We start from the raw sequence: 22,933 nt of genomic DNA on the forward strand, positions 1-22,933 counted from the left end.
ACAGGGCAGCGGAGAACACCCGGCCTTCCCTGCGCAATGGCTTTACGGCTTATGCCGTGATCTCCCCGGAGACGAGTGACTCCGTCGCCGCCGTTCCCGCTTGCGCTTCTCCCACAGCTTGACGCCTGCAACGGGCGCTAGGACCACACGGTTTTGCCGTACGCCCGTCCGCGCCATCGTCTCAGCGCAAACCAGCGTCCACCGCAACCCGTCCACGTCCGTGACGACGGCCGACGCCCTCTGAGTGGGACGGGATGGCGATAGATGCGCACTGATTTGGGCCGGCCGACAACAGAAATATTTTTGATTTACAGAAATTTTCTACTTGACACGGTTTCCGAAAAACAGAACTGATTTGCTCCGGCTTCGCCAAGGCTACGCCGGGCGCGGCCGTCGGGTCGTTTTGTCGCGCCTGCTGCGCCCGTCCGCGGGCATAGGTCTCCCAAATGGAACCGGCGACCGCTCAGAACGTTTGCGCGGGGTGGAGGACGCCATGCGCAAAGTCTTCTCACTGTTGGACAACGAACAGCGACAGGCTCTCATCGAGGTTGTCGACCTCAGCACGGCGATTGCTTCAGCCGGGCTCATCGTGTCGCTCCTCAGACTGTTCGTCGACCTGATGACGTGAACCGCCTGAGCCATCGGGTGGGTGGGAGTTTCTGGCTAACCCGCTTCGAGGGCCGGAACGACTCGTGCGGTCGGTTTTGAATCCCTGGAGGTGCGTAATGAAACACGACCTGATTCATGAGGACGCTGCGAGAGAAGCGCTGCCGACTGAGGCAGAGCGGAACTACGGGATGCTGACCGCTGGTGTTATGGCCCTCGTGGCTGTTGGAATGGCGATCTACTGGATCGCGTAGAGCATACGAGGTCATACCATAAAGCCCGCCGGATTCGCTCCCGGCGGGCTTGGTGGCCGCATCTAAATCTCATTAGGCGGTATGTAGGATGGGTAGAGCGCAGCGAAACCCATCACCTATTCGCAGACTGCAGTGATGGGTTTCGCCATCATCGGGCGCGCATTCGCGCGACCCGTTGGCTCTACCCATCCTACCGTTCTGTTCGAGCCGTCTTGCTCAAGCCGTCTTGGCAAACATCGTCAGGACACCATCGGCGATGTTGATGGCCACGACTTGTGACGAAGTCAGGCCCTTGGCCTTGAGCACAGATGCCGCTTCCGGCGTCGCGTCAATGGATTTGCGAAGCGACTGAATGTCTTCCTCACGTGTCTGGGCCACGAGCTCATCGACTTTCGAGCGCACCGCCGGCTGCAGATCCTTGATGTCGACGACCTGTATGCTCCGGATGACCGTGCTCGACTGAGGCGCCTGTGTCTCGGATTGCGACGGGCTTCCTTGCGATTGCGAGGGGGTTCCCTGTGCCTGCACGAAAGCTGGCGCGCCCAGAAAGAGGGCGGCAATGATGACGGATGCCGTAACGATGCGCATGCTCACTCCTTTTCAGTTTGACTGGAAGGACTCCTATCCACGAAGTTTGGTTGGGGTCTGATTCCGATGTGGCCATTCAGTGAAACCAATGCGGCTGCAATGCGCAGGCCCGGCCCTGCCGGTTCCCGGTCTGACCAGAGGTTGCGATTTGCCGTGGGGAGCTACAGCCTGGTGGGTTTTGAGGCGGCCGACACGCACTTTCCCACCGTCATCCTGAGGTGCGCGCTCTTGCGCGCCTCGAAGGATGATACGGCCCGTGGCCCATCCTTCGAGGCTCGCTGCGCTCGCACCTCAGGATGACGTGCGCCGAATCAAGCAAAAGTCATCCTGCTCTAGATGTTGTCGCCCACCTGATGCATGCGAGGCTGCGTCATTCACTGGCGTGAAGCATCTGCAACTCGGCAATGCGACTGTCGGCACGGCGGAGCCGCCGGCAAAGCTCGCGGTTGATGTTCTGCATCACCATCACATAGGCGTGGATGTCGGCCTTGTAGCACGCGTAGAGTTGCCTGGCCGTGAGCTCGTACAGCACGGTAGGGCTCTCCGCGACGACGGTGGCTGAGCGGTTCTGCATTTCGATCAGCGTCATTTCGCCGAAAAAATCCCCGGGCTCGAGACCCGTCATGCGTAGGACGCGCCCGGAATCCAGCAGCTTGCTCACCACCAGCTGGCCGGAGTGAACGATGAACATCGATCGACCCGCCTCGCCTTCCGCGACGACCGTGGCGCCGGCGTCGAAGCGGCGCTCGGCCAGCATTGAGATCAAAAGATCGAGGCTTGCGTCTGAGAGGCCACCGAAGAAAGGCGTGGCGAGCAGGAACGCTTTCAGATCTGGGGAGCTGACAGCCATCGGGCCAATATACCCGCGCGCCCGGCGGCGGCAAGCGGGCCCGGCCAAGATGGGCACGGCGCAGACGCGCCTGTGCCCACCTTGCGGTTCCTTTGCAGTGACGATTTCAACTCGTCGGCATCACGTAGGCGTAGATCCGGCCGCGCGAGACCGGCGCTTCCCGGACCCGGTTGCCGTTGTTGCCGGAGATCATGATCGGGTTGCCCTTGGCGTCGATGCCGGTGATCACGCCGACATGGCCGCCGCCGCGGCCCCTTGTCATCACGGCGATGGCGCCGACCTGCGGGCCGGAAACGCGCTGGCCGTAGCTGGCGAACGATTTCGCCATGTCCGAGCCGGTGCCGCGATAGCCGGAATGCTGCAGCACCATGTTCATGAAGCGGGCGCACCACAGGCTGCCACGCCCGGTCGGGTTGCCGCCGAGGTAACGCCGCGCCTCAGCGACGACGTTGGAAGAGCCGCCAAAGCTGCTCGGCGCCATCACGCCGCCGGGCGGCGTCAGGGTCGAATTATGATCGGTGAAAGTGACGTTGACATCGGCGTTAGCGTTGGCATCGGCAAAGCCGCCGGCCTGCATTTGCTTAACGCCGCGTTCCCAGCGCGACAGGCGCGCGATCTTCCGGTGATGGTGGCGGGCGTAATGCCGTGCATGGTGACCGGCGTGGTAGCCGCGGACGTGGCGCCCTGCGCCGTGGTGGGGCCGGGCTGACGCCGGCGTGGCAATGACTGCGATCGAAACCGAACACAACGCCAGCGCAAGGACACGAAGCGACCGGCGAAACGCAAACAACTGAAGCATCTTTGATCCTCTATGACACACCAACTATCTCGCAGCGTTCGTGAACAAACGAACGCGGCGACGGGTTTGAATTTTTGGCTGTGGCGAGAGGAAGATTTCATGCGGCGGTGCGGAAACGATTCCGGGGTGATTCCGCGCCCATTTGATGGCCAAAAAGAAACGAGCCTGCCGCATTGCGGCCCAGAGCATTAACTGCAATTTTCGGGGCCGGAGAACGCGCCAAAACCAAGAGGAACCTTAAATGCCCCATGCCGTCACCAGCGATAATGTCCGCCTGCATTTCGAAGAAGCGGGCACGGGAACGCCGATCATCTTCCTGCATGAATTCGCGGCCGACCACACCAATTGGGAGCCGCAGATGCGCTACTTCTCGCGCGGCCACCGCTGCATCGCCTATTCGGCGCGGGGCTATACGCCTTCCGACGTGCCGCCGACATCAGACGTGTACACCTACAAGCATTTCTACACCGACGCGCTCGCCGTGCTCGATCATCTCGGGATCGCCAAGGCGCATTTCATCGGCCTGTCGATGGGCGCCTATTCGTCGCTGCAGATCGGCCTCAACGCCCCGGAGCGCGCGCTGTCGATGACGCTGGCCGGCGTCGGCTCCGGCTCTGCAATCGAAAATCTCGAAGCCTTCCGCAAGCAATGCCTGGCCAATGCCGAGCAGTACGAAAAGATCGGCTCGGTGGAGGTCGCCAAGGTGACGCGCGAGGCGCCGAGCCGGATTCCGTTCCTGGTCAAGGACCCGCGCGGCCACGCCGATTTCTATGCCGCGCTGGCGCGCCATGACGCCAAGGGCTCGGCCAACACCATGCGCAGTTTTCAGGGCGGCCGGCCCTCGATCTACACCTTGACCGACGCGATCCGCAACGTGCCGACACGGCGCTGATCATCTGCGGCGACGAGGACGACAATTGCATCGAGCCGAGCCTGTTCCTGAAGCAGCATTTGCCGGCGGCGGGACTGACGTTCTTCCCGAAATCGGGCCACGTGCTCAACCTGGAAGAGCCGGCGCTGTTCAATGAAATGGTCGAGCGGTTTATCGCGCTGGTGGAGGCCGGGAGGTGGCCGGTGCGGGATGCAAGGTCGATGGTGGCGGGTTGACCTCCTTCCGTCATTCCGGGGCGATGCAAAGCATCGAACCCGGAATCTCGAGATCCCGGGTCTGGTCCTTCGGACCATCCCGGGATGACGCCTACGGCGTCACTTTCCCTTCTCCGCCCGGCTCAGCAAAAACACACCCTGCTCGCCGAACATGTTCCAGAACCACCACGGCAAATTCAGCCGCAACGGGCGGCCGTAGAGATCGAGGGCGACCGCGCGCTCCATCTTGACGTTGATCTCGTCGCAGAGCTGGACGAAATCCTTGATGGTGCAGAAATGGATGTTCGGCGTGTCGTACCAGGTCGCGGGCAGGTTTTCGGTGCGCGGCATGTGGCCGCCGACCAATAGCTGCAGACGCATCCGCCAGAACCCGAAATTCGGGAACGAGACGATGGCGCGATGGCCGATCCGCAGCAGGTTTTCCAAGACCACCCTCGGCTGCCGGGTCGCCTGCAGCGTCTGCGACAGGATCACGTAGTCGAAGGCGTCGTCGGGATAATTGACGAGGTCGGTGTCGGCGTCGCCCTGCACCACCGCAAGGCCCTTGGCGACGCAGCGGTTGACGCCCTCGCGCGACAGCTCGATGCCGCGGCCGTCGATGCCACGGCTTTCCAGGATCTGCAGCAGCTCGCCATCGCCGCAGCCGACGTCGAGCACTTTGGAGCCGCGCTGCACCATTTCGGCGACCAGCAGATGATCGCTGCGAAGGTTCTCGGTGCGGTGCGGCTCGACGCCGGTGAGCGGCAGGGTCTGTTGAGACATCGACATGTCAACCACCAGCCGTTTTCAGGCCGCGCGCCTTGCCCGCGGATTGCAGAAAAGCGCGCGAAATGTCGAAGAATTCGGGCACGTCGAGCAGGAAGGCGTCGTGGCCGCGGTCGGTTTCGATTTCGGCGAACGACACCCGCGCGCTCGATGCGTTGAGCGCATGCACCAGCGCGCGTGATTCCGCGGTCGGGAACAGCCAGTCCGACGTGAACGACACCACGCAAAAGCGGGTCTGGATGCCGGTAAACGCTTTGGCGAGCACGCCATCATGGTCGGCGGCGATGTCGAAATAATCCATCGCGCGCGTCAGATAGAGATAGGAGTTGGCGTCGAACCGCTCGACGAACGACGAGCCTTGATAGCGCAGATAGCTTTCGACCTGGAAATCGGCGTCGAACGAAAACGTCGGCAACTCGCGGTCCTGCATCCGCCGCCCGAACTTGCGGTGCAGTGCGGCGTCGGAGAGATAGGTGATATGCGCGGCCATCCGCGCGACGCCGAGGCCGCGATGCGGATGCGTGCCATGTTCAAAATAGCGGCCGCCGCGCCAGTCCGGATCGGCCATCACGGCCTGTCGGCCAAGCTCATGGAATGCGATGTTCTGCGCCGAATGCCGCGTCGAACATGCGATCGCCAGCGTCGAGAACACGCGCGCCGGATACGCCGCGGTCCATTGCAGCGCCTGCATGCCGCCCATCGAGCCGCCGACCACGCAGAACAGCGTCTCGATGCCGAGACGATCGATCAGCATGGTCTGCGCGCGCACCATGTCGGGAAGGGTGATGATGGGGAAATCCAGCCCCCACAACTTGCCGGTGGCCGGATTGGTCGAGGCCGGGCCGGTCGAACCCATGCAGCCGCCGATCACGTTGCTGCAGATGATGAAGTAGAGGTTGGTGTCGAGCGGCTTGCCGGGGCCGACCATGGTGTCCCACCAGCCATGCTTGCCGGTGACGGGGTGCGCATTGTTGACATGCTGATCGCCGGTCAGCGCATGGCAAACCAGAATGGCGTTGGACCGGTCCGCATTCAGCTCGCCATAGGTTTGGTAGGCGATCTGGAAGGGCGCCAGATCGACACCGCAATCGAGCTTGAGCGGCTGGTCAGCGCCGAACTTCGCGACCTGCGAAGTCGGATGATCCGACTCGTGGGCCCGATCCTCACTATGGATCGAGGGGCTTGGTATCGACTGAACGTTTGTCATCTCGGCCACCGACCTCGAAAGCTGAGGCCCTCCCGGACAGAAATCAGGCCATAAAAAAAACCCGGCCTGAACAAAGGTTCGACCGGGATCACTTCTGTCCCCGGCCTGTTTAGCGAGTTGTTTAACGTGGCTGCAAGCCGGCCGGCTCAAATGACCACGGAATGGGCTAAAGGTAGTCCGAAGGGAGCTTTTCGTCAAGGCGGGCCATGGTTAACCGGCCGGGCGCGCCATCATTGCCGATGTTTCTCTTTGCTTTCGGCGGCCGTCTTTCCTAATCAATGCCCTTGTATTTGCCGGTGATTTCGGCCCCCGGCGCTAAAGGCTAGAACATGTCCAAGGGACCCTCGAAGGCACCCCCCGCCCCGCCCTCCCTCGCGGTGCTGCGCAAGGAGATCGACAGCATCGACGAGCAGGTTCACCGCCTGTTGATGGCGCGCGGCGACATCATCGATCGGCTGATCCAGGTCAAGGAGACCCAGGAAGTCGGCTCCGCGTTCCGCCCGGCGCGCGAGGCCGACATGATGCGGCGGCTGGTGGAGCGGCACCGCGGCATCCTGCCCATCGACACCATCGAGAGCATCTGGCGCGTCATCATCTCGACCTTCACTTACGTCCAGGCGCCGTTCTCGATGCATGCGGATGTGTCGGTCGGCGAATCCGCGATGCGCGATTCGGCGCGGTTTCATTTCGGATTCGTGGTGCCATACGTCGGGCATTTCAGCGCGCAGGCCGCGGTCGAAGCGGTGGCGAAATCGAAGGGCGATCTGGCGCTGGTCTCGGCGACGTCGAGCCGTACGCCGTGGTGGATTGCGCTCGAAGCCGACGGCGCGCCGAAGATCATCGCGCGGCTGCCGTTCCTCGAACGCGCCGACCATCCGGCGGCCTTGCCGGTGTTCGTGGTCTCGCGCGTCGCCGACAACGCCATGGTGACCGAAGTCGAAACCTGGAGCGTGCGCGTCTCCGGCTGGAACGCCGAGATCGCGCGTGCGCTGGCGCCGCTCGCCGAGATCGTCGCCGTCCCCGATACCGCCTTCGACGGCGCCGCGCTGCTGGTGTCGATATCAGGCATCGGACTTGAGAAGATCAAGACAGCCCTGATCGAGGCCGGCGCGTCGGTGCGCTCCTCGGCCCTCGTCGGCAGCCACGCAACACGCTATACGGTGCCCCCGAACGGGGCGGCCAAATCCTGAAATAGACGCCCTACGATCCGGAGCCAGAAGATGTCCCGCCCCGTGCCGAACCCCGGCATTCTCGATATTGCGCCCTACACCCCCGGCAAGAGCCCGGTGGCCGAGCCCGGCCGCAAGGTGTTCAAGCTGTCCGCCAACGAGACGCCGTTTGGCCCGTCACCGAAGGCGCTGGCGGTCTACAAGGACGCGGCTGGTCATCTGGAGGACTATCCGGAAGGCACCTCACGGGTGCTGCGCGAGGCGATCGGCCGCGCCTTCGGGCTCGATCCGAACCGCATCATCTGCGGCGCCGGCTCGGACGAAATCCTCAATTTGCTGGCGCACACCTATCTCAAGCATGGCGACGAGGCGATCTCGACCAGCCACGGCTTCCTGGTGTACCCGATCGCGACCATGGCGAACGGCGCCAAGAATGTCGTGGCGGCCGAGACCGATTTCACCGCCGACGTCGACGCGATCCTGAAGCTGGTCACGCCGCGCACCAAGATGGTGTGGCTCGCCAATCCGAACAACCCGACCGGAACCTACATTCCGTTCGACGAGGTCAAGCGGCTGCGCGCCGGATTGCCTGATCATGTGCTGCTGGTGCTCGACGCCGCCTATGCCGACTACGTATCGCGCAACGATTACGAACTCGGCATCGAGCTGGTGGCGACCACGGAAAACACCGTGGTGACGCATACGTTCTCCAAGATTCACGGGCTGGCGTCGTTGCGGATCGGCTGGATGTTCGGCCCGGCCAACATCGTCGACGCCGTCAACCGGATTCGCGGGCCCTTCAACGTCTCGACGCCGGCGATGCTGGCCGCGGTCGCCGCGATCGAGGACACCGCGCATGTCCAGATGTCGAAGACCTTTACGGAGCACTGGCGCAACTGGCTGACCGAAGAAATTTCCAAGCTCGGCCTCAAGGTGACGCCGAGCGTGGCGAATTTTGTCCTCATCCATTTCCCGCAGGAGAAGGGCAAGACCTCGGCGGATGCCGACGCTTACTTAACAAAACGCGGCCTGGTGCTGCGGGCGCTGAACAATTACGGCCTGCCGCATGCGCTGCGCATGACCATCGGCACCGAAGAGGCCAACCGCCTCGTCGTCGACGGCCTCAAAGACTTTGTGGCGGGCAAGTGAGCATCACGTGAGCACTGAACCTCTCTTCAAACGCGTCGCGCTGATCGGCTTCGGCCTGATCGGCGGCTCGATCGCCCGCGCCGCACGCGCGCAGGTTCTCGCCGGCGAGATCGTCACCTCGGCACGCTCGGCCAAGACCCGCGCGCGGGTGGAAGAATTGCGCGTGGTCGATCGCGTGCTCGAAACCAACGCGGAGGCGGTCAAAGACGCCGACCTCGTGATCCTCTGCATTCCCGTCGGCGCCTGCGGACCGGTCGCCGAGGAGATCGCGCCGTTCCTCGAGCCGGGCGCCATCGTCTCCGACGTCGGCTCGGTCAAGGGCGCCATCGCGCGCGATATGGGCCCGCATATTCCGCAAGGCGTCCATTTCGTTCCCGCCCATCCCGTCGCCGGCACCGAGCATTCCGGTCCCGATTCCGGCTTTGCCGAACTCTTCATCAACCGCTGGTGCATTCTCACGCCGCCTGATGGGACCGATCCCGCCGCGGTGGAAAAGCTGCGCGAGTTCTGGGCCGGCCTCGGCGCCAAGGTCGAGATCATGACGCCGGACCATCATGATCTCGTGCTCGCGATCACCAGCCATCTGCCGCATCTGATCGCCTACACCATCGTCGGCACCGCGGACGAACTGGCGCAGGTGACGTCGTCGGAAGTGATCAAATTCTCCGCCGGCGGTTTTCGCGATTTCACCCGCATCGCAGCCTCCGATCCGACGATGTGGCGCGACGTGTTCCTGGCCAACAAGGAAGCGGTGCTGGAAATGCTCGGCACCTTCAACGAGGACCTCTCAAAACTCACGCGCGCGATCCGCCGCAACGATGGCGAGGCGCTGTTCGAGCATTTTACCCGCACCCGCGCCATCCGCCGTGGCATCGTCGAGATCGGCCAGGATTCGGCGGCGCCCGACTTCGGCCGCCCGCACGCGAATTTAACAAAGAAGCCGGAGTAGACCGGCTCACGACGGAGCGAAACATGATCATCGACCATTCGAAGCTGCTTGCGCTTACAAACCGCATCGTCACGGCCGGCGGCAGTTCGCCGACGGAAGCCGCCATCGTGGCCGAGCATCTGGTCGAGGCCAATCTGCGCGGCCATGACAGCCATGGCGTCGGCATGCTGGTCGCCTATGTGCGCGACCTCGACGCCGGCACGCTGAAGATCAACCAGACGCCCGAGATCGTCTCCGACACCGGCACCATCTCGGTGTGGGATGCCCGCGCCGGCTACGGCCAGGTGGTCGCGCGCCAGGCGGTGGAATGGGCGATCGAGGCGGCCAGGAAACATGGCGTCGCGGTCAACGGGCTCCGCAACGCGCACCATATCGGCCGCGTCGGCACCTATGGCGAGATCGCCGCCCGCGCCGGCATGGTGGCGCTGCATTTTGTGAATGTCGCTTCGGGTTCACCCGGCGTTGCGCCCTTCCGCGGCCGCGAAGGAAGATTCCTGACCAACCCGGTCTGCATCGCGATCCCCGGCACCGACAACAACGAGCCGATCCTGCTCGATTTCGCCACCAGCCGCGTGGCGCTGGGAAAAGTGCGGGTGGCGCATAATGCCGGCAAGCCGATGCTCGACGGCGCGCTGCTCGACCATGCGGGCCAGCCCACCACCGACCCTTCCGTCATGTACACCGACCCGCGCGGCGTGGTGCTGCCGTTCGGCGAGCACAAGGGCTCCGGATTGGCGCTGGTGTGCGAACTCCTGGCCGGCGCCATTGTCGGCTCGCCTAGCGTCACCACATCGACGCCGCCCGAACGCGGCATCATCAATGGCATGCTGAGCATCGTGATCGACCCTATCAGGCTTTCGACGCGCGACAGCATGATGGCCGAGATCGACGACATGATTTCCTGGGTGAAATCGGCCAAGCCAGCGGAATCGGATTCGCCGGTGCTGATCGCCGGTGAGCCCGAGCGGCTTGCGCGGGCGCAGCGTATCGCCAAAGGCATCGAAATCGATGACACGACCTGGGGCCAGTTGACTGATATCGCCGAGCGCTATCAGATCCGGATCGATAGCTGAGCAACTCCGTTTGGGCGCATGCAATGAAGTCCTCTGCCGGCGGGATGCAGCTAACGGCGCTCGATCCCGCCAGCTACCGGCATATGCCCTGGAAGAACGGCGGCGGGGTCACGATCGATATCGCCGCGGCTATGCTTCCTGGATTCGCGCCGGGCAGTTGGGAAGGAATCGTCTGGCGTTTCAGCCGGACCGCCATCGTGACGCCGGGCGCGTTCTCGGATTTGAGCGGCTATGACCGCCAGCTGGTGCTGGTGTCCGGCGAGGGGCTCGTGCTCGGGACACCCGTTGGAGAGATCGACGTCAGGCAACCGTTCAGGCCGGTCCGGTTTGCCGGAGAAACCAGTATTGTCAGCCGGATCGAAGCCGGCCCCGTCGAAGTCGTCAATCTGATCGGTGACCGGTCGCGCGTGGCGATTGACCTCTCCTGCCCTTTGAGCGGCGCAACGCACGCCTGCCCGGCCGGCATTCACATCGTCTATGCCGCGACAGATTCCTGCGAACTGGCGATCAACGACAAGGCCCGCGAGATCTCGGCCGGCCATGCGATGCGCATCGATGCCGGAGAAAGTTTTGCAGTCGCAAGCCGGCTTGGCACCGTTATCGTCGCCAGCGTTATTCCCGTGGTGCGGACATCCGGCTGATCCGGAACGCAGCAAGGAACGATGACGGTCGGCCGCGCAGTTCCCCTCGCGCAAGCGAGCCATTCCGGAAACACATTGGTAACGCTTCCACTTGTGTTAGCTTGCCAACATCACTTCCGCCAAAGAACTTGCCGCCACTTGAAGAAGCTGCAGCCACCGATCGCGGGGAAAAAATGTCCGGCTCCAAGAAGCGACCCATCATCTTTCCCGTCATCGCGTTGCTGACCCTGCTGTTCGCGAGCGGCGATCCGGCGCGAGCCCAGACCCTGAACGCCGTCAAGGAGCGCGGCACGCTGAATTGCGGCGTCGGCCAGGGGTTGCTGGGCTTTTCCAGCATGGATGACAAGAACGCCTGGAGCGGCTTCGACGTCGATATCTGCCGCGCCGTCGCGGCGGCGATCTTCGGCGACCCTGCAAAAGTGACATTCACGCCGCTCGATGCGGCCACGCGCTTTTCCGCGCTGCAGTCGAAGACGATTGACGTGCTGTCGCGCAACTCGACCTGGACGATGTCGCGGGAAAGTTCGCTCGGCCTGATGTTTGCCGGCGTCGCCTATTACGACGGCCAGGGTTTCCTGCTGCGCCGGGATGCCAAAATCGACACCGCCCTGCAACTCGGCGGCAAGACCGTGTGCACCCAGACCGGCACCACGACCGAACTGAACCTGGCGGATTATTTCCGCGCCAACGACATGCCGCTCAAGGTGCTGGCGCTCGCCACCGCCGAGGAAAGCCTCAAGGCCTATGACGATCGCAAATGCGACGTGCTGACCAGCGACGTCTCGCAGCTCTACGCCGAGCGTCTAAAACTCTCTGCGCCCGACAGCCACATCATCCTGCCGGAAGTCATTTCAAAGGAGCCGCTCGGACCCGCGGTGCGGCAAGGCGACGACCAATGGTTCAACCTGGTCAAGTGGACGCTTTATTCATTGATCAATGCCGAGGAGCTTGGCGTCAAACAGGCTGGCATCGACGATGCGGTGAAATCAGCTAATCCCAACATAAAACGCCTGCTCGGCACCGAAGGCGAATTCGGCGCGCAGTTGGGCCTCGCCAATGACTGGGCCGCGCGCGCCGTGCGGGCGGTCGGCAATTACGGCGAGATCTATGAGAGAAACGTCGGCACGCAGTCGAAACTCAGCATTCCACGCGGGCTGAATGCGCTCTGGACCCAGGGCGGCATCCAGTACGCGCCTCCCGTCAGATAGTTCTTCAGGGGTCAGGCCATGACCGTGGATTATTATGCATTGCTGACCAAAGCCGTTGCCGGCAAGGACACCCTCGGCCGCGACAAGATCTACAAGGACGCCTATGACCTCATTACGAGGTCGTCCCATCTCACCCGCGAGGCCGCCGCCTCAAATGTCGCCGCGCTTGAAGCCGCGATCCGGCGGATCGAGGATGAGATCGCCGTCGAGGAAGGCCGCGACGCCGCTCAGATCAACGAAGTGTTGTCGGAAGGCACGAACTGGAAGCCATGGGCGTTCGGCGCCGGTGCGCTTGCACTCGCCATCGCTTTGGCGGCCTTCATGTACGGATATGTCGCAACCAAAGGCCCGGTCGTCGTCGCGACCAACGTGACGGCGCCGGCGCCAGCGAAAGCGGCACGCGCGCGCGAAGACGTCGTGATGGCCGACCTGAAGGCCGGCGAGGACGGCGGCTCCACCGGCGAGGGCCTGCCGTTTTCGCTGCAGCGGCAAGTGGTGTTCTACCGCACCACCGTGGTTCCCGGCTCGATCGTGATCGACCGGGAAAACCGCTTTCTCTATCTGATCGATTCCAACAATTCCGCGCGCCGCTACGGCATCGGGATTGCGCAGGAATGCCTCAAGGGCGGCAGCTTCTTCCGCGTCACCAACAAGCTCGAATGGCCGGACTGGCGCTCTTCCGCGCAAAGCGCCCGGGATGCCGACGCATTGGCCGCCTCCGCCGGCCGTCCCGGCAGTCCGCTCGGCGCCCGCGCGTTGCTATTGGACAAGCCCGGGCTGCTGATTCATGGCACGAACTCGCCCAAAACCATCGGTCACCTCGTCGCTTCCGGATGCATCCGGCTCGTCAACGACGACGTCGAGGATTTGTACCGCCGGGTTTCGCTGGAAACGCGGGTGGTGTTTGTCAGCTAGGGGCTGGGGTGCGCGCCGACGGCGGGCGCAATACTCCGGCTGTGACTATCGTCACAGCCACCGGGAACTGCCGCGCTTACTCCTGCCCTGACGGATGGCGGGAATAGTCCCTCCACCGGCAACAGGAGGGACTAAAATGGAACAGCTGACCAAAAAAGCCGACGAACTGACCATCGATGAACTCGATGCCGCGTCGGGCGGCGCCCTCTACCAGCCGCTCATCGTGGTTGCGATTGCCACCGCCGTTGCGATCCGCGCAGGCATCGAGTCGCTGGTTCACAAGATTACCCGTTGAGGTTCCTGCAAGCGCCTTGCGGCGAATGTTCGATTCTTCGAAAGGCGCTTGCAGCGCACGAAAACTCATCTCGTCGACAAAAGAGTCTTTGGATTACGTCGCGCGCGGATTAACAACTGTATACCCGCGCAACGAGCGCGCATGGATTCTCGTTGCGTGGCCACCCGAGTTGGCATCGTACGCCATCCACGTATCACCTCCGACATGCTGCTCCAGGACGAAGACGTGCCCACGTCGCGCGGCAACCATTCCCGGTGCAGGCGCCGTCCGGGGAAACCGCAGCCAGTTGGAGGCAAGATTTAATCCGGGCACGATATGGCCGAACACCCGCATGGATGCACCGCACCCGCAGAAAGAGCGGGGACAACCGGCTGGGCGCCCGCCGACGATTTGACTACGCCCGCTATTCGTTTCCGCCCTTGCATTGCGCGGCAAAATTGCCGGCCGTTCTGTGCTCTGCGATTCCCGGCCGTATGCGTTCATACTCACGCGTTGCGTTGGCGAATTCGAAAAGTCACACGGCATGGTTACGTTGCATCCCGGCGCTTGACCAACGATGCGGGGCGGGCGTGCTTCTGATGCGGATGAAGAAAAGGCAACCAGTACGGACGCAACAAAAACCAGTCTCAACATGACAGGGCTCCGGCATTTGAACCTGCCCTGCGTTCACGTACCCATGATTGTTAGGCGAAAATGCGGTGGCGCAACGACCGCTGCTCGGCCCTGAGCCCGCCTGCGCCCGGATTAGCCGCCTCAAAAGAATGGCCCCAGCGCGGGGGCTGGAGAGCGCTGGGGCCGTCTTGAGCGCGGCGCGGGGGGCGGCCCTGGCGCAGCGCTCGCAAATTACCAAACCACATTTGCTGCTTGAGGGTTGGTCAATATTGACCATCCTGCCTGTTTGGAACCGTAAAAAGTCCGGAACGGTTTAGCGACCGGCCTCTTCGTAATTTATCCCAATCCTCCCGTCAGCTTTCACTCGTCAGATGCTTCAGCATCAGGTTGCACGCTTCCTCGGTCGCCTCGAACGTTGAAAAAGGCGATCCGCCGATCTTGATCGCCCCGCTGCCCTGATAAAGCGGACGCCATGACGCCACGTAGCCGGGCCGTCCGTGAAAGCCGGGGCCGGCGCGGCTCTCGTGGGTGATCACGAACGAAAAGCCGTCACTGCTCGCGCTCCAGATTTCCAAACTATCGACGGCACGGTGGAATTGCAGGGCCATCAGCAGTCGTTCACTAGTCATCTTTCATCAAAGCTCGCCGCCACATGAAATCTCTTGCCAGAGCCCACAGCGCTTCAGCCGCGGGGTCCTGATCGGGCAGGACGAAATCAAAGCCCGTTGGACCGGGATCAGGTATTGAGAGCACGCCGTTTTCTGCCTGGTGATGAAATTTCGGCAGCGACAGCTCCCATTCATTCGCTCTCACCGAGTTGCCTGTTAGTGGGCTTTGATCACCCAAGATTCCCATTGCTCCTGAGGGGCGCTTCGTCATCTGCTCCTCCTGCGGACAAGCTCTCTTGTGGTGAGTTCCGACTTGCAGTTTGCGATACTGTTTAAGTCGTCTGGCGGCCGATCACGGCCCTTACCTCTCTTTGGACTCGACTTCGGAAGCTGCCATAGCCGAGCACCAAAGTGCTTCCGAGCGCAACATTCCCTCGGGGGTAAAGCACTCCCTTCACGGAGTACTCCGTTTGCGTCGGGCAGATCACTCGATCGATATATGCCGAAGGCGATTAATGACGCGAGGTCATTTTTCGCCAACTCGATCCCGGCCGAGCGCGCTGATGCAACCCGGGGACCGCGTCATCTAAAAAATGCGACGCCCTCTCATGACGTCGCGCCGAAGGCAATCGCGAAAGCGAGACTGCTGAATCGAAAACGATTCGACAGTCTCGCTTGGCACGGTCAGCTCAAAAGATTGCGCTGATGCAATATCCGATGCCGCCGAGGAGCGCGCCGCCAATGGCACCCGGTATGGCGCCGATGCCGCCGACCGCCGCGCCGCCCATGCCGCCGGTCACGCCGCCGGCACCCACCGCGACGGCCAGTTCCTTCCAGAAGCCGCCGGCAGCGGCGTCGAGTTCATCGATCGAAAGCTCATGATTGACTGCATCGTTTTTCGTAACGTCCGTCATTCCAGTTCTCCATCCATCTGTTGAGGTGCGGGATCATCCCGCAACCATCGTCAGAATGTCGGAACGGTTCAGCGATCGCCGTGACGCGAGTCACGCATCGTGAACTAAGCGGCTGTTCCAACAGTGGAACAGGTCGAACAAAAATGCCGAATGCGATTGAATCTTGCGGCAATATTCCTGCCGCCAGCACACGCCTCGGCGATCAAAAATTCACGGCGCGCAAGCAGGTGATGGAATGCGGAGATATCATTAACCTTCGTCGTCCCTGCGAAAGCATGGACCCATAACCACCAGCGGAAATGGTCTCACGCTGATCGTTATCCTGCTTATCCAACGACGCGGGCCCCGGCGTATGGGTCCCACGATGCGCAATTGCGCATCTGGCTTTCGCAGGGACGACGGGAAGAATCAAAACAGCGGCGGGATCTGTCCCACCTTCAGGGGCCCCAGCAACACAGCGCCGTCGACGAAGCGCAGCGGGAAGCTGCGGGCCTTCTTGCCTTCCAGTTCGGCTGCGGTGCCGAGCGAATTGATGCCGACGGCGACGCCGACATTGGTGTTCTGCTTGACGACCTTGCCAAGACCCGGAATAGCCTTGTCGAGCGCGCCGAACAGATTGGTGAGGTCCTGGCTCTTGACGCCGGGCGCCACGCGATCGAGCGTGGCCTGCGGCACGCCCTGCTCCAGCATTTTGTCGATACCCAGCGCCGGGATCACCCGCTCCAGACCTGTCACCGTCATCTGCAGCTCGCCCTCGATCTGCCCCTGCGCGTTGAGGCCCAGTGTCCCCGCGGCCACGGCGACCAGTTCGCCCTGCTGAATCCGCGATCGCACGATCTCGACCTTGCCGCCCGCGGCCTGCATTTCGCGGAAGCGCTCGGGCCACGGCTTTGGCGAGAAATCCTTCAGGCCGCTGAGCTTGGTCTGCACATCGGATTCGAACGGCGTCGCCAGCAGCGGATGCAATTCCTGAATGCTCCCTGCTGATATCTGCAGCGCGGTCTGGATCACCGGATCTGCAATCGATGATCCCTCCGCAAGCCTGCCGTGCAGTTCAACACGGTTGGCGCGCGCCAGCGGCGTCTGCACCGGTCCGTTGACGCGCTCGATCGTGGGATTGTCGAACACGATCGAGGCGCGTTCCGGAACGGCCGGCAGCCCCGCTACGCTGCTGCGGCCAACGCTCCAGCTCACCTTCAGCGACGGAGGCTGGCCGCGATCGGCAATCGTCGCCGGTGCCTTGAATTCGGCGATCAGGAGTTTCGGCTGGTAGATCGAGGCGATCACCATGATCTCGCCGAGCCGCGCCGTGAACGGCGCGCCGGCGCCCGCGGTCTGCGAGACCAGCGTCACGCTGGCGTCCTCGCAGCGGACTTCGAGGCGGAACGGATAGCCCGCGACCGAGCGCTTGCCGCAATCATAGATCCGGCCGGCTTTCGCTTCCTGCGCGCGCCACGCATCGGCGCGCACGCCGACCTCGGAGGCCGCATAGAACCAGAAACCGCTCCAGGCGATGGCTGCGACCACCAGCAGTGCGGGCAAGATGAAAAGGCGCCAAAGCGGGCGCCGGCGCGGCGCAGGGGTGATGTCAGGCATGCGGCGACCTTTGGCTCATGATTTTGTCAAATGTAAGCGAGTACCGGCCCCGGCAAAAGCCGCTGAATTTGCTTCGCTTCTCCCCTTCTGGTAGCCGTTCCTCGTTTGGACGCGTTTTCTTTACGCGAACCGGTCCTCACCCCCGGATCAAGTCCGAGGGCATGCTTCGTTCGAAAACGCTTGTGCCGATGTCCGCAATGACCCTGCAAGATTCGGAATTCTCCAGCGGCGACCTCTGGGTGTTCGGCTATGGCTCCCTGATGTGGCGGCCGGGCTTCGAATTCGTCGAACGGGTGCCGGCCCGGCTGATCGGCGAGCACCGCGCGCTGTGCGTCTATTCCTTTGTCCATCGCGGCACCCCGGAAAAACCCGGCCTGGTACTCGGGCTCGATCGCGGCGGCGCCTGCCGCGGCATCGCATTCCGGGTCGCGGAACAGAACCGCGCCGCCACCGTCGCCTATTTACGCGAGCGCGAACAGGTCACCTCGGTCTACCGCGAGGTGAAGCGCTCGCTGTGGCTGGAGAACGAGGCGCGGCAGCGCGTCAGTGCGCTGGCCTATGTGGTCGACCGCGGCCATGTGCAGTACGCCGGACGGCTGTCGCTGGCGGACCAATTGCGTCATGTGCTGCAGGGTCACGGCCAGTCCGGCGTCAACCGCGACTATGTGCTGGCGACGGTGAAGGCGATCGAAGCCGAAGGTTTTCGCGATACGCAATTGCACCAGCTGGCATTGATGCTGCACGATTCGCACCCAGTCGTGCAGCGGAAAACGCCTGCCGAATAGGCGTTTGCGGCATTTTCGCCACCCAGCTCCGATGAGGTGGAAAACGGGGTGACGCAAATGGCGTTCTGGGCTAGGTGTCCCGCATGGGCACGACATCACACCGTTTCGACGGCTTCTTTAAAAGCGAATTCAGGGTCAACGAAGCCGTCGGACGCAGCGTCAGCTACGTCCGGGACGGCAAGCTGTTGGGCGGCAATTCGGGGTTCGCCCATATCGGCACCTATCGTTTCGACGGCGAGGAGATCGCCGTCGAGGTGACCAGCCGCCGGCACAATTTCGGTGCTGCTCATCAATCGCTGCTCGGCTCCGACGTTTCGACCATTGCGGTCACCGGACGGGCGGTCGGAAACGCGTTTTGCTTCGAGGGCGGCTCGCCGCAAATGCCCAACGCGACGTTTCGATCGGTGATGACACCGCTCGACGAGAGCGAACTCGCAGCCCCCGGCACCATCGGCGAAGGCGGCATTTCCAACGGGCTCTACTCGATTCACCTCAAGATCCTCGACGGCATGCCCGGCGGCCTGACCGGCGTCATGCTGCTCAACGACGGCCGCATCGTCGGCGGCGATGCCTTCTTCTATTACCTCGGATCGTATTCATCAGCCGGCGGCCGCTGGAAAGGCCAGATGGTCAATCAGGAACACACGCCAGCACGGGGTGAAGACCCGGTCTTTGGCGGGCATGAAATCGGAATCGGGTTTTCCGGGACGTGCGATGCGGAGGGCGGCACCCTCGAGGGGACCGCGCTGGCGGGCAAGCGAAGCATCCGGTTCGAAGCCGAGCTGAAACTGATCTGCGCGGCTTAGGCACAGCGGGTAGCAGCGCCTGCGGTCAATTCGCCTGCGCGGTCGCTGGCCGGCGCGGTGCCGTCGAACCGGTCGGCTGATCGTCAGGCAAAAGCTCGATGCCGATATCGGCAAGCGTCACCCGTAATTCGGCGGCGACATATTTTACATATTCCGACAGCAGCAGGCGGAAGGTTACGCCTGAGGTCCACCACGGCTCGTCGCGCCATCGGTCGCCGACCACCGAGAACGGGATCAGTTCGATATCCGGCATCGCATGCGACAATTCGACGATCGCGCGCGGCATATGGTAGTTCGAAGTCACCACGATCAGCGATTTGAAACCGCGGTCCTTGACCCAGCGCCGCGTCTCCGCCGCGTTGCTTCGCGTATTGACGGCCGAGCGGTCGAGATCGACGCAGCAGCGCAGCAGCGAATGGTTGTCGGGCAGCGTGCGGGAGATGTCGCTGGCGGCGTTGGTCGGGTGCACGCCCGAAATCAAGAGCCGCTTGCCATAGCCGCCGGCCAGCAATTCCATCGCATCCGACACCCGCGACGAGCCGCCGGTCAGCACCACGATGCCGTCGGCATTGCGGGCCGGCTTGATTTCGACGCCGCGCAGTTGCGACAGGAAGCCGATGAAGCCCACCGCCGCGCCGACGAAGCCGAGCGCCAGCGTGGCGACGATGGTCGCACGCAGCCACCCTCGCGGCCGCACGGCCGGCGCATTCGGCGACGTATCGTCGGGTTGCACACGCATGCAGTTCTTGCTGTCCTCTCCGCTCGCAATTCTAGAAGTTTTTTGGGCGAAGTGGAGTCTGGTCCGGCGCCCTCCCCCGGATCAAGTCCCCGGCCATTGCTTCGCTCGAAAACGTTTCAATCAATGTCGTCCAGCGTCGCGAACAGCGTCCGCCGCGAGGCCCAGGCCGTGATCGCGGCGATCAGCACCGCCTGCGCCGCCAGCGCCAGATAGCCGGACGGACGCAGCGAAAACGTCCCCAGCAGCGCGGCAAATTGATCGCCGACCGGCGTGCCCGAGAACCAGCTCGCGATCGATTCCGAGAAACCAAAACCCAGCATTGCAGCGCCGCCGCCGATCAACCCGCCCTCGAGGCCGAGCCTGAGGAAATGCCGCAGGAAGCGGTTGGCGATGTAGCTGTCGCCGGCGCCGACGAAATGCAGCACCTCGACGATCGGGCGGTTCGCCGCCATCGCGCCACGCGTCGCAAACGACACCGAAATGATGGTCGCCACGATCACCAGCGCCAGGATGCCGATGCCGGCGAATACCGTCGCCCCGGTCATCGAGCGCATGCGCTCGATCCAGGCGCGGTGATCGTCGACGCTGGCGGAGGGGGCTGCCTGCAGCACCCGCGCGCGCAAGGCGGCGAGGTCGGGCGTGGTGCCGGGCTGCACCCTTGCTACGATGACGCGCGGCACCGGCAGTTGCTCGATCGACAGCCCGGTGCCGAGCCACGGCTCCAGCAATCTGGCCGACTCGTCCTTGGTGAAGGGCCGGACCTCGACGATGCCGGGCTGCGCCCGCATCGCCTCGACGGCCGCGATCGCATCGCGGTCGAGATCGCGGCCTGCCGAGGGACGCACCTGGATGGTGATTTCGCTGGCAACTTCCGATTGCCACTCCGCCGCCGACGCGCTTACCAGCAGCACGGTGCCCGTGGTGATCGAGGCGAGGAACGTCATGATCGCGACCACCGCGACCAGCGCGCGGCCGGAGATCGAGGCGCGCGGCACGATCGGCGACATGTTGCGCGCCCGCGCCGGGACCTGCGGGCGTTCGTGCCCGAGATCGACCAGCGGACCATGCTCGTCACCGGATCTACTCATAGATATGCACCCGTCCCTGATGCAGCACCAGACGCCGCGCCTCGTACTGATCCATCAGCGTGATGTCGTGGGTCGCGATGATCACGGCGGTGCCAGACTTGTTGAGCTCGATGAACAGCCGGAGCAACCGCCGGCCCAGCGTCGGATCGACGCTGCCGGTCGGCTCGTCCGCCAGCAATAATTGCGGACGCGAGATCACCGCGCGCGCGATCGCCGCGCGTTGTTTTTCGCCGCCGGACAGGATCGGCGGCAGCGCATCCATGCGCTCGCCGAGCCCGACCCATTTCAACAGATCGATCACTTCGCGCCGGTAGCTGGATTCATCCCGCCCCATGACGCGGAACGGCAGCGCCACGTTCTCATAGGTCGTCATGTGATCGAGCAGGCGAAAATCCTGCAGCACGATGCCGATGCGTTTGCGCAAATCCGCAATCTGGTCCTTGCCGAGCAGCGAGACGTCGTGGCCGAACAGATTGACCAGGCCGCGCGTCGGCCGCATCGACAGGAATAACAGCCGCAGCAGCGAGGTCTTGCCGGCGCCCGACGGGCCGGTGAGGAACTGGAAGGAATGGGCCGGGATCAGGAACGACAGGTCGCGCAAAATCTCCGGGCCGAGCCCGTAGCGCAATCCAACATTTTCGAACCGAACCAAGCTCAGCTCCGCTCGAGATGGGCCTCGGCTTCTGCCTCGGCCTCGACGTTTGCCTGGGCCTTGACCGGAAACCCATACCTTGGGGCTCGCAGCCCCAGGCTTTGGGCGCGAGCCGGACAAAACGGTTGTGCGACCGTTATGGTTTCCGATTCGTTAACGGTCGCTAGGTAGCATCGGCCCAAAGACACTGTGGAAACGGGCTCCATGCACATCGTCTGCCCCCATTGTACAACATCCTACGCGATCAAGCTGGCCACCCTGGGTGCCGCCGGCCGTACCGTCCGTTGTTCCCGCTGCAAGGAAACCTGGCTGGCGCGCCCCGAGGACGCGGTCGAGATCGCGCCTGCCGTGCCGGCGATGGCGGAAGCCAGCCAGGGAACCGGAAATGCCGAGGCGGACGCTGCCGCCGAGTGGGAGGCCATGGCCCGCCAGGAAGAGGCCCAGGAGCCACCGATGGTCGACAGCCCGTCGATTTCGGCCGATTGGCCCGCCGAGGGCGAAAGTTCCCGGGGAAATGAAGCCGACTGGCCGTCGGTCGCCCAGCAGGATGCCGAGGCGCATCAGGAGGCGGTTTCCACCCACCGCTCGCGGCTGGCCAAGCTGTTCCGGCTGCCCAAATTGCCGTCCATGCGCCTGCCGTCCATCAGCGCTCCCGTCGCCTGCGCCGCGATGGGCGCGCTGGTCGTGGCGTTGATGTTCTGGCGCACCGACGTGGTGCGGCTGCTGCCGCAGACCGCGACGTTCTACAAGATGGTCGGGCTGGATGTGAATTTGCGCGGACTGTCGTTCAAGGACATCAAGATCACCAACGAGACCGTCGACGGCAAGCCGGTGCTGGTCATCGAAGGCGTGATCGTCGGCGAGACCAGGAAGCCGGTCGAATTGCCGCGGCTGCGCTTTAGCGTTCGCGACGAACAGGGCGCGGAGATCTATGCCTGGAACGCGGTGCTCGAGCAGCCGGTGCTGAAGCCGGGCGAGCGCGCCTATTTCAAGTCGCGGCTGGCGTCGCCGCCGCCCGAAGGCCGCAATATTGATGTACGCTTCTTCAACAAGCGGGATCTGGCCGCCGGCCGCGCGTAAACCTGGCCGGACGTCCCGCTCGCAAATGAGCTGTTGCCATGCCGCGTGTATTGATTGCCGACGACGAAGACTCGATGCGCTCCCTGGTGGCGCGCGCCATCGCCATGGACGGCCATGAGACTATCACCGCCGAGGACGGCGCCGAGGCGCTTGATATCCTCAACCGCGAAAAGGGTGCGTTCGACCTGCTGCTCACCGACATCCAGATGCCCGTGATGGACGGGATCGCGCTGGCGCTGGCGGCGGCGCGCGATTTCCCCAATCTGAAGATTCTGCTGATGACCGGCTTTGCCGATCAGCGCGAACGCGCCTCCGGCCTCAATGCGATCGTGCACGACGTGGTGACAAAGCCGTTTTCGGTCGCGGATATCCGCACCGCGGTGGCCGATGCGCTGGCGGCGCGGAAGACGTAGTTTCGTCATTGCGAGGAGCGTAGCGACGAAGCAATCCATACTTGCTTTGTCGCGAGATGGATTGC

26 protein-coding genes, 1 pseudogene and 1 riboswitch are annotated in these 22,933 nt (G+C 63.3%); of the genes and pseudogenes, 15 read left to right on the top strand and 12 right to left on the bottom strand.

The window, feature by feature from the left end; all coding sequences use genetic code 11:
• Nucleotides 1–493 precede the first annotated feature (493 nt).
• Entirely contained in the window at nt 494–628 is a 135-nt protein-coding gene (locus tag JQ629_RS37600; RefSeq protein ID WP_283815964.1) for a hypothetical protein, read from the top strand.
• 97 nt (nt 629–725) lie between these two features.
• The gene (locus JQ629_RS37605; protein ID WP_283815965.1) at nt 726–860 is read left to right on the top strand and encodes a hypothetical protein; all 135 of its coding nucleotides are present in this window, start codon (nt 726–728) and stop codon (nt 858–860) included.
• A gap of 216 nt (nt 861–1,076) precedes the next feature.
• Here the strand turns inward: JQ629_RS37605 and JQ629_RS29500 are convergent, their stop codons facing one another.
• The 3 genes from JQ629_RS29500 to JQ629_RS29510 all read right to left on the bottom strand — a co-directional run bounded on the left by JQ629_RS29500 (nt 1,077) and on the right by JQ629_RS29510 (nt 3,097).
• A complete protein-coding gene (locus JQ629_RS29500) occupies nt 1,077–1,448 on the bottom strand; it encodes a hypothetical protein (RefSeq protein WP_212415598.1) in 372 nt (123 codons plus the stop codon).
• A gap of 370 nt (nt 1,449–1,818) precedes the next feature.
• Nucleotides 1,819–2,298 (bottom strand): Crp/Fnr family transcriptional regulator, encoded by a 480-nt coding sequence (locus tag JQ629_RS29505; protein WP_212415642.1) that lies wholly within the window; start codon nt 2,296–2,298, stop codon nt 1,819–1,821.
• A gap of 106 nt (nt 2,299–2,404) precedes the next feature.
• Entirely contained in the window at nt 2,405–3,097 is a 693-nt protein-coding gene (locus JQ629_RS29510; protein ID WP_212415599.1) for a TIGR02594 family protein, read from the bottom strand.
• A gap of 241 nt (nt 3,098–3,338) precedes the next feature.
• Between JQ629_RS29510 and JQ629_RS29515 the strand changes: the two are divergent.
• Nucleotides 3,339–4,204 (top strand): annotated as a pseudogene (locus tag JQ629_RS29515) (alpha/beta fold hydrolase).
• Between the two features lie 99 nt (nt 4,205–4,303).
• Here the strand turns inward: JQ629_RS29515 and metW are convergent.
• Both metW and metX read right to left on the bottom strand, forming a co-directional pair.
• Nucleotides 4,304–4,966 carry a methionine biosynthesis protein MetW gene (gene metW / locus JQ629_RS29520; protein ID WP_502753446.1) on the bottom strand — a complete coding sequence of 221 codons (663 nt, stop codon included), beginning with the start codon at nt 4,964–4,966 and terminating at the stop codon, nt 4,304–4,306.
• A gap of 7 nt (nt 4,967–4,973) precedes the next feature.
• Nucleotides 4,974–6,176: a homoserine O-acetyltransferase MetX gene (gene metX / locus JQ629_RS29525; RefSeq protein ID WP_212415601.1), complete on the bottom strand. Its 1,203-nt coding sequence runs from the start codon at nt 6,174–6,176 to the stop codon at nt 4,974–4,976.
• Between the two features lie 88 nt (nt 6,177–6,264).
• Nucleotides 6,265–6,344, bottom strand: a riboswitch (SAM riboswitch).
• A 161-nt stretch (nt 6,345–6,505) separates the two neighbouring features.
• On the opposite strand from metX, the gene JQ629_RS29530 reads away from it, so the two are divergent.
• The 8 genes from JQ629_RS29530 (at nt 6,506) to JQ629_RS29565 (ending at nt 13,575) form a co-directional block, all read left to right on the top strand.
• Nucleotides 6,506–7,366: a chorismate mutase gene (locus JQ629_RS29530; protein WP_212415602.1), complete on the top strand. Its 861-nt coding sequence runs from the start codon at nt 6,506–6,508 to the stop codon at nt 7,364–7,366.
• A gap of 30 nt (nt 7,367–7,396) precedes the next feature.
• Complete coding sequence (gene hisC / locus JQ629_RS29535; RefSeq protein ID WP_212415603.1) at nt 7,397–8,494, top strand: histidinol-phosphate transaminase; 1,098 nt, start codon at nt 7,397–7,399, stop codon at nt 8,492–8,494.
• A gap of 7 nt (nt 8,495–8,501) precedes the next feature.
• Nucleotides 8,502–9,443, top strand: coding sequence for a prephenate/arogenate dehydrogenase family protein (locus JQ629_RS29540; RefSeq protein WP_212415604.1), 942 nt, complete (start codon nt 8,502–8,504; stop codon nt 9,441–9,443).
• 23 nt (nt 9,444–9,466) lie between these two features.
• Nucleotides 9,467–10,516, top strand: coding sequence for a malate/lactate/ureidoglycolate dehydrogenase (locus JQ629_RS29545; RefSeq protein WP_212415605.1), 1,050 nt, complete (start codon nt 9,467–9,469; stop codon nt 10,514–10,516).
• A gap of 23 nt (nt 10,517–10,539) precedes the next feature.
• Nucleotides 10,540–11,157 (top strand): HutD/Ves family protein, encoded by a 618-nt coding sequence (locus JQ629_RS29550; RefSeq protein ID WP_212415607.1) that lies wholly within the window; start codon nt 10,540–10,542, stop codon nt 11,155–11,157.
• A 173-nt stretch (nt 11,158–11,330) separates the two neighbouring features.
• A complete protein-coding gene (locus JQ629_RS29555; RefSeq protein ID WP_212415608.1) occupies nt 11,331–12,365 on the top strand; it encodes an amino acid ABC transporter substrate-binding protein in 1,035 nt (344 codons plus the stop codon).
• Nucleotides 12,366–12,383: 18 nt separating this feature from the next.
• Complete coding sequence (locus JQ629_RS29560; protein ID WP_212415609.1) at nt 12,384–13,280, top strand: L,D-transpeptidase; 897 nt, start codon at nt 12,384–12,386, stop codon at nt 13,278–13,280.
• Nucleotides 13,281–13,416: 136 nt separating this feature from the next.
• On the top strand, nt 13,417–13,575 hold the full coding sequence (locus tag JQ629_RS29565; protein ID WP_212415610.1) for a hypothetical protein: 159 nt from the start codon (nt 13,417–13,419) through the stop codon (nt 13,573–13,575).
• A gap of 965 nt (nt 13,576–14,540) precedes the next feature.
• On the opposite strand, the gene JQ629_RS29570 is transcribed toward JQ629_RS29565, so the two are convergent.
• From JQ629_RS29570 to JQ629_RS29585, 4 genes are all read right to left on the bottom strand, one after another.
• On the bottom strand, nt 14,541–14,816 hold the full coding sequence (locus JQ629_RS29570; RefSeq protein ID WP_249135361.1) for a hypothetical protein: 276 nt from the start codon (nt 14,814–14,816) through the stop codon (nt 14,541–14,543).
• Nucleotides 14,809–15,066, bottom strand: coding sequence for a hypothetical protein (locus JQ629_RS29575; protein WP_212415611.1), 258 nt, complete (start codon nt 15,064–15,066; stop codon nt 14,809–14,811). The genes JQ629_RS29570 and JQ629_RS29575 overlap by 8 nt, the downstream gene beginning before the upstream one ends.
• A 418-nt stretch (nt 15,067–15,484) precedes the next feature.
• Complete coding sequence (locus JQ629_RS29580) at nt 15,485–15,709, bottom strand: hypothetical protein (protein WP_212415612.1); 225 nt, start codon at nt 15,707–15,709, stop codon at nt 15,485–15,487.
• A 408-nt stretch (nt 15,710–16,117) separates the two neighbouring features.
• A complete protein-coding gene (locus JQ629_RS29585; RefSeq protein ID WP_212415613.1) occupies nt 16,118–17,305 on the bottom strand; it encodes a DUF2125 domain-containing protein in 1,188 nt (395 codons plus the stop codon).
• Nucleotides 17,306–17,493: 188 nt separating this feature from the next.
• On the opposite strand from JQ629_RS29585, the gene JQ629_RS29590 reads away from it, so the two are divergent.
• Nucleotides 17,494–18,090 carry a gamma-glutamylcyclotransferase gene (locus tag JQ629_RS29590; protein ID WP_212415614.1) on the top strand — a complete coding sequence of 199 codons (597 nt, stop codon included), beginning with the start codon at nt 17,494–17,496 and terminating at the stop codon, nt 18,088–18,090.
• 83 nt (nt 18,091–18,173) lie between these two features.
• Nucleotides 18,174–18,896, top strand: coding sequence for a hypothetical protein (locus JQ629_RS29595; protein ID WP_212415615.1), 723 nt, complete (start codon nt 18,174–18,176; stop codon nt 18,894–18,896).
• Nucleotides 18,897–18,921: 25 nt separating this feature from the next.
• Here JQ629_RS29595 and JQ629_RS29600 read toward each other — a convergent pair whose 3' ends face one another.
• The 3 genes from JQ629_RS29600 to ftsE form a co-directional block, all read right to left on the bottom strand.
• Entirely contained in the window at nt 18,922–19,635 is a 714-nt protein-coding gene (locus JQ629_RS29600; RefSeq protein WP_212415616.1) for a YdcF family protein, read from the bottom strand.
• 116 nt (nt 19,636–19,751) lie between these two features.
• Nucleotides 19,752–20,723, bottom strand: a complete 972-nt coding sequence (locus JQ629_RS29605; protein WP_212269589.1) for a cell division protein FtsX — start codon at nt 20,721–20,723, stop codon at nt 19,752–19,754.
• Nucleotides 20,716–21,375, bottom strand: coding sequence for a cell division ATP-binding protein FtsE (gene ftsE / locus JQ629_RS29610; RefSeq protein WP_212415617.1), 660 nt, complete (start codon nt 21,373–21,375; stop codon nt 20,716–20,718). Before ftsE ends, JQ629_RS29605 begins: the two co-directional genes overlap by 8 nt.
• 204 nt (nt 21,376–21,579) lie before the next feature.
• Here ftsE and JQ629_RS29615 point away from each other — a divergent pair, with 204 nt between their 5' ends.
• Together JQ629_RS29615 and JQ629_RS29620 are read left to right on the top strand one after the other, a co-directional pair.
• Nucleotides 21,580–22,455, top strand: coding sequence for an MJ0042-type zinc finger domain-containing protein (locus JQ629_RS29615; protein WP_212415618.1), 876 nt, complete (start codon nt 21,580–21,582; stop codon nt 22,453–22,455).
• A 38-nt stretch (nt 22,456–22,493) separates the two neighbouring features.
• Nucleotides 22,494–22,868, top strand: a complete 375-nt coding sequence (locus JQ629_RS29620) for a response regulator (RefSeq protein WP_212415619.1) — start codon at nt 22,494–22,496, stop codon at nt 22,866–22,868.
• Nucleotides 22,869–22,933 lie beyond the last annotated feature (65 nt).

The sequence above is a fragment of the Bradyrhizobium sp. AUGA SZCCT0222 genome, assembly GCF_018130205.1.
Classification (GTDB): Bacteria; Pseudomonadota; Alphaproteobacteria; order Rhizobiales; family Xanthobacteraceae; genus Bradyrhizobium.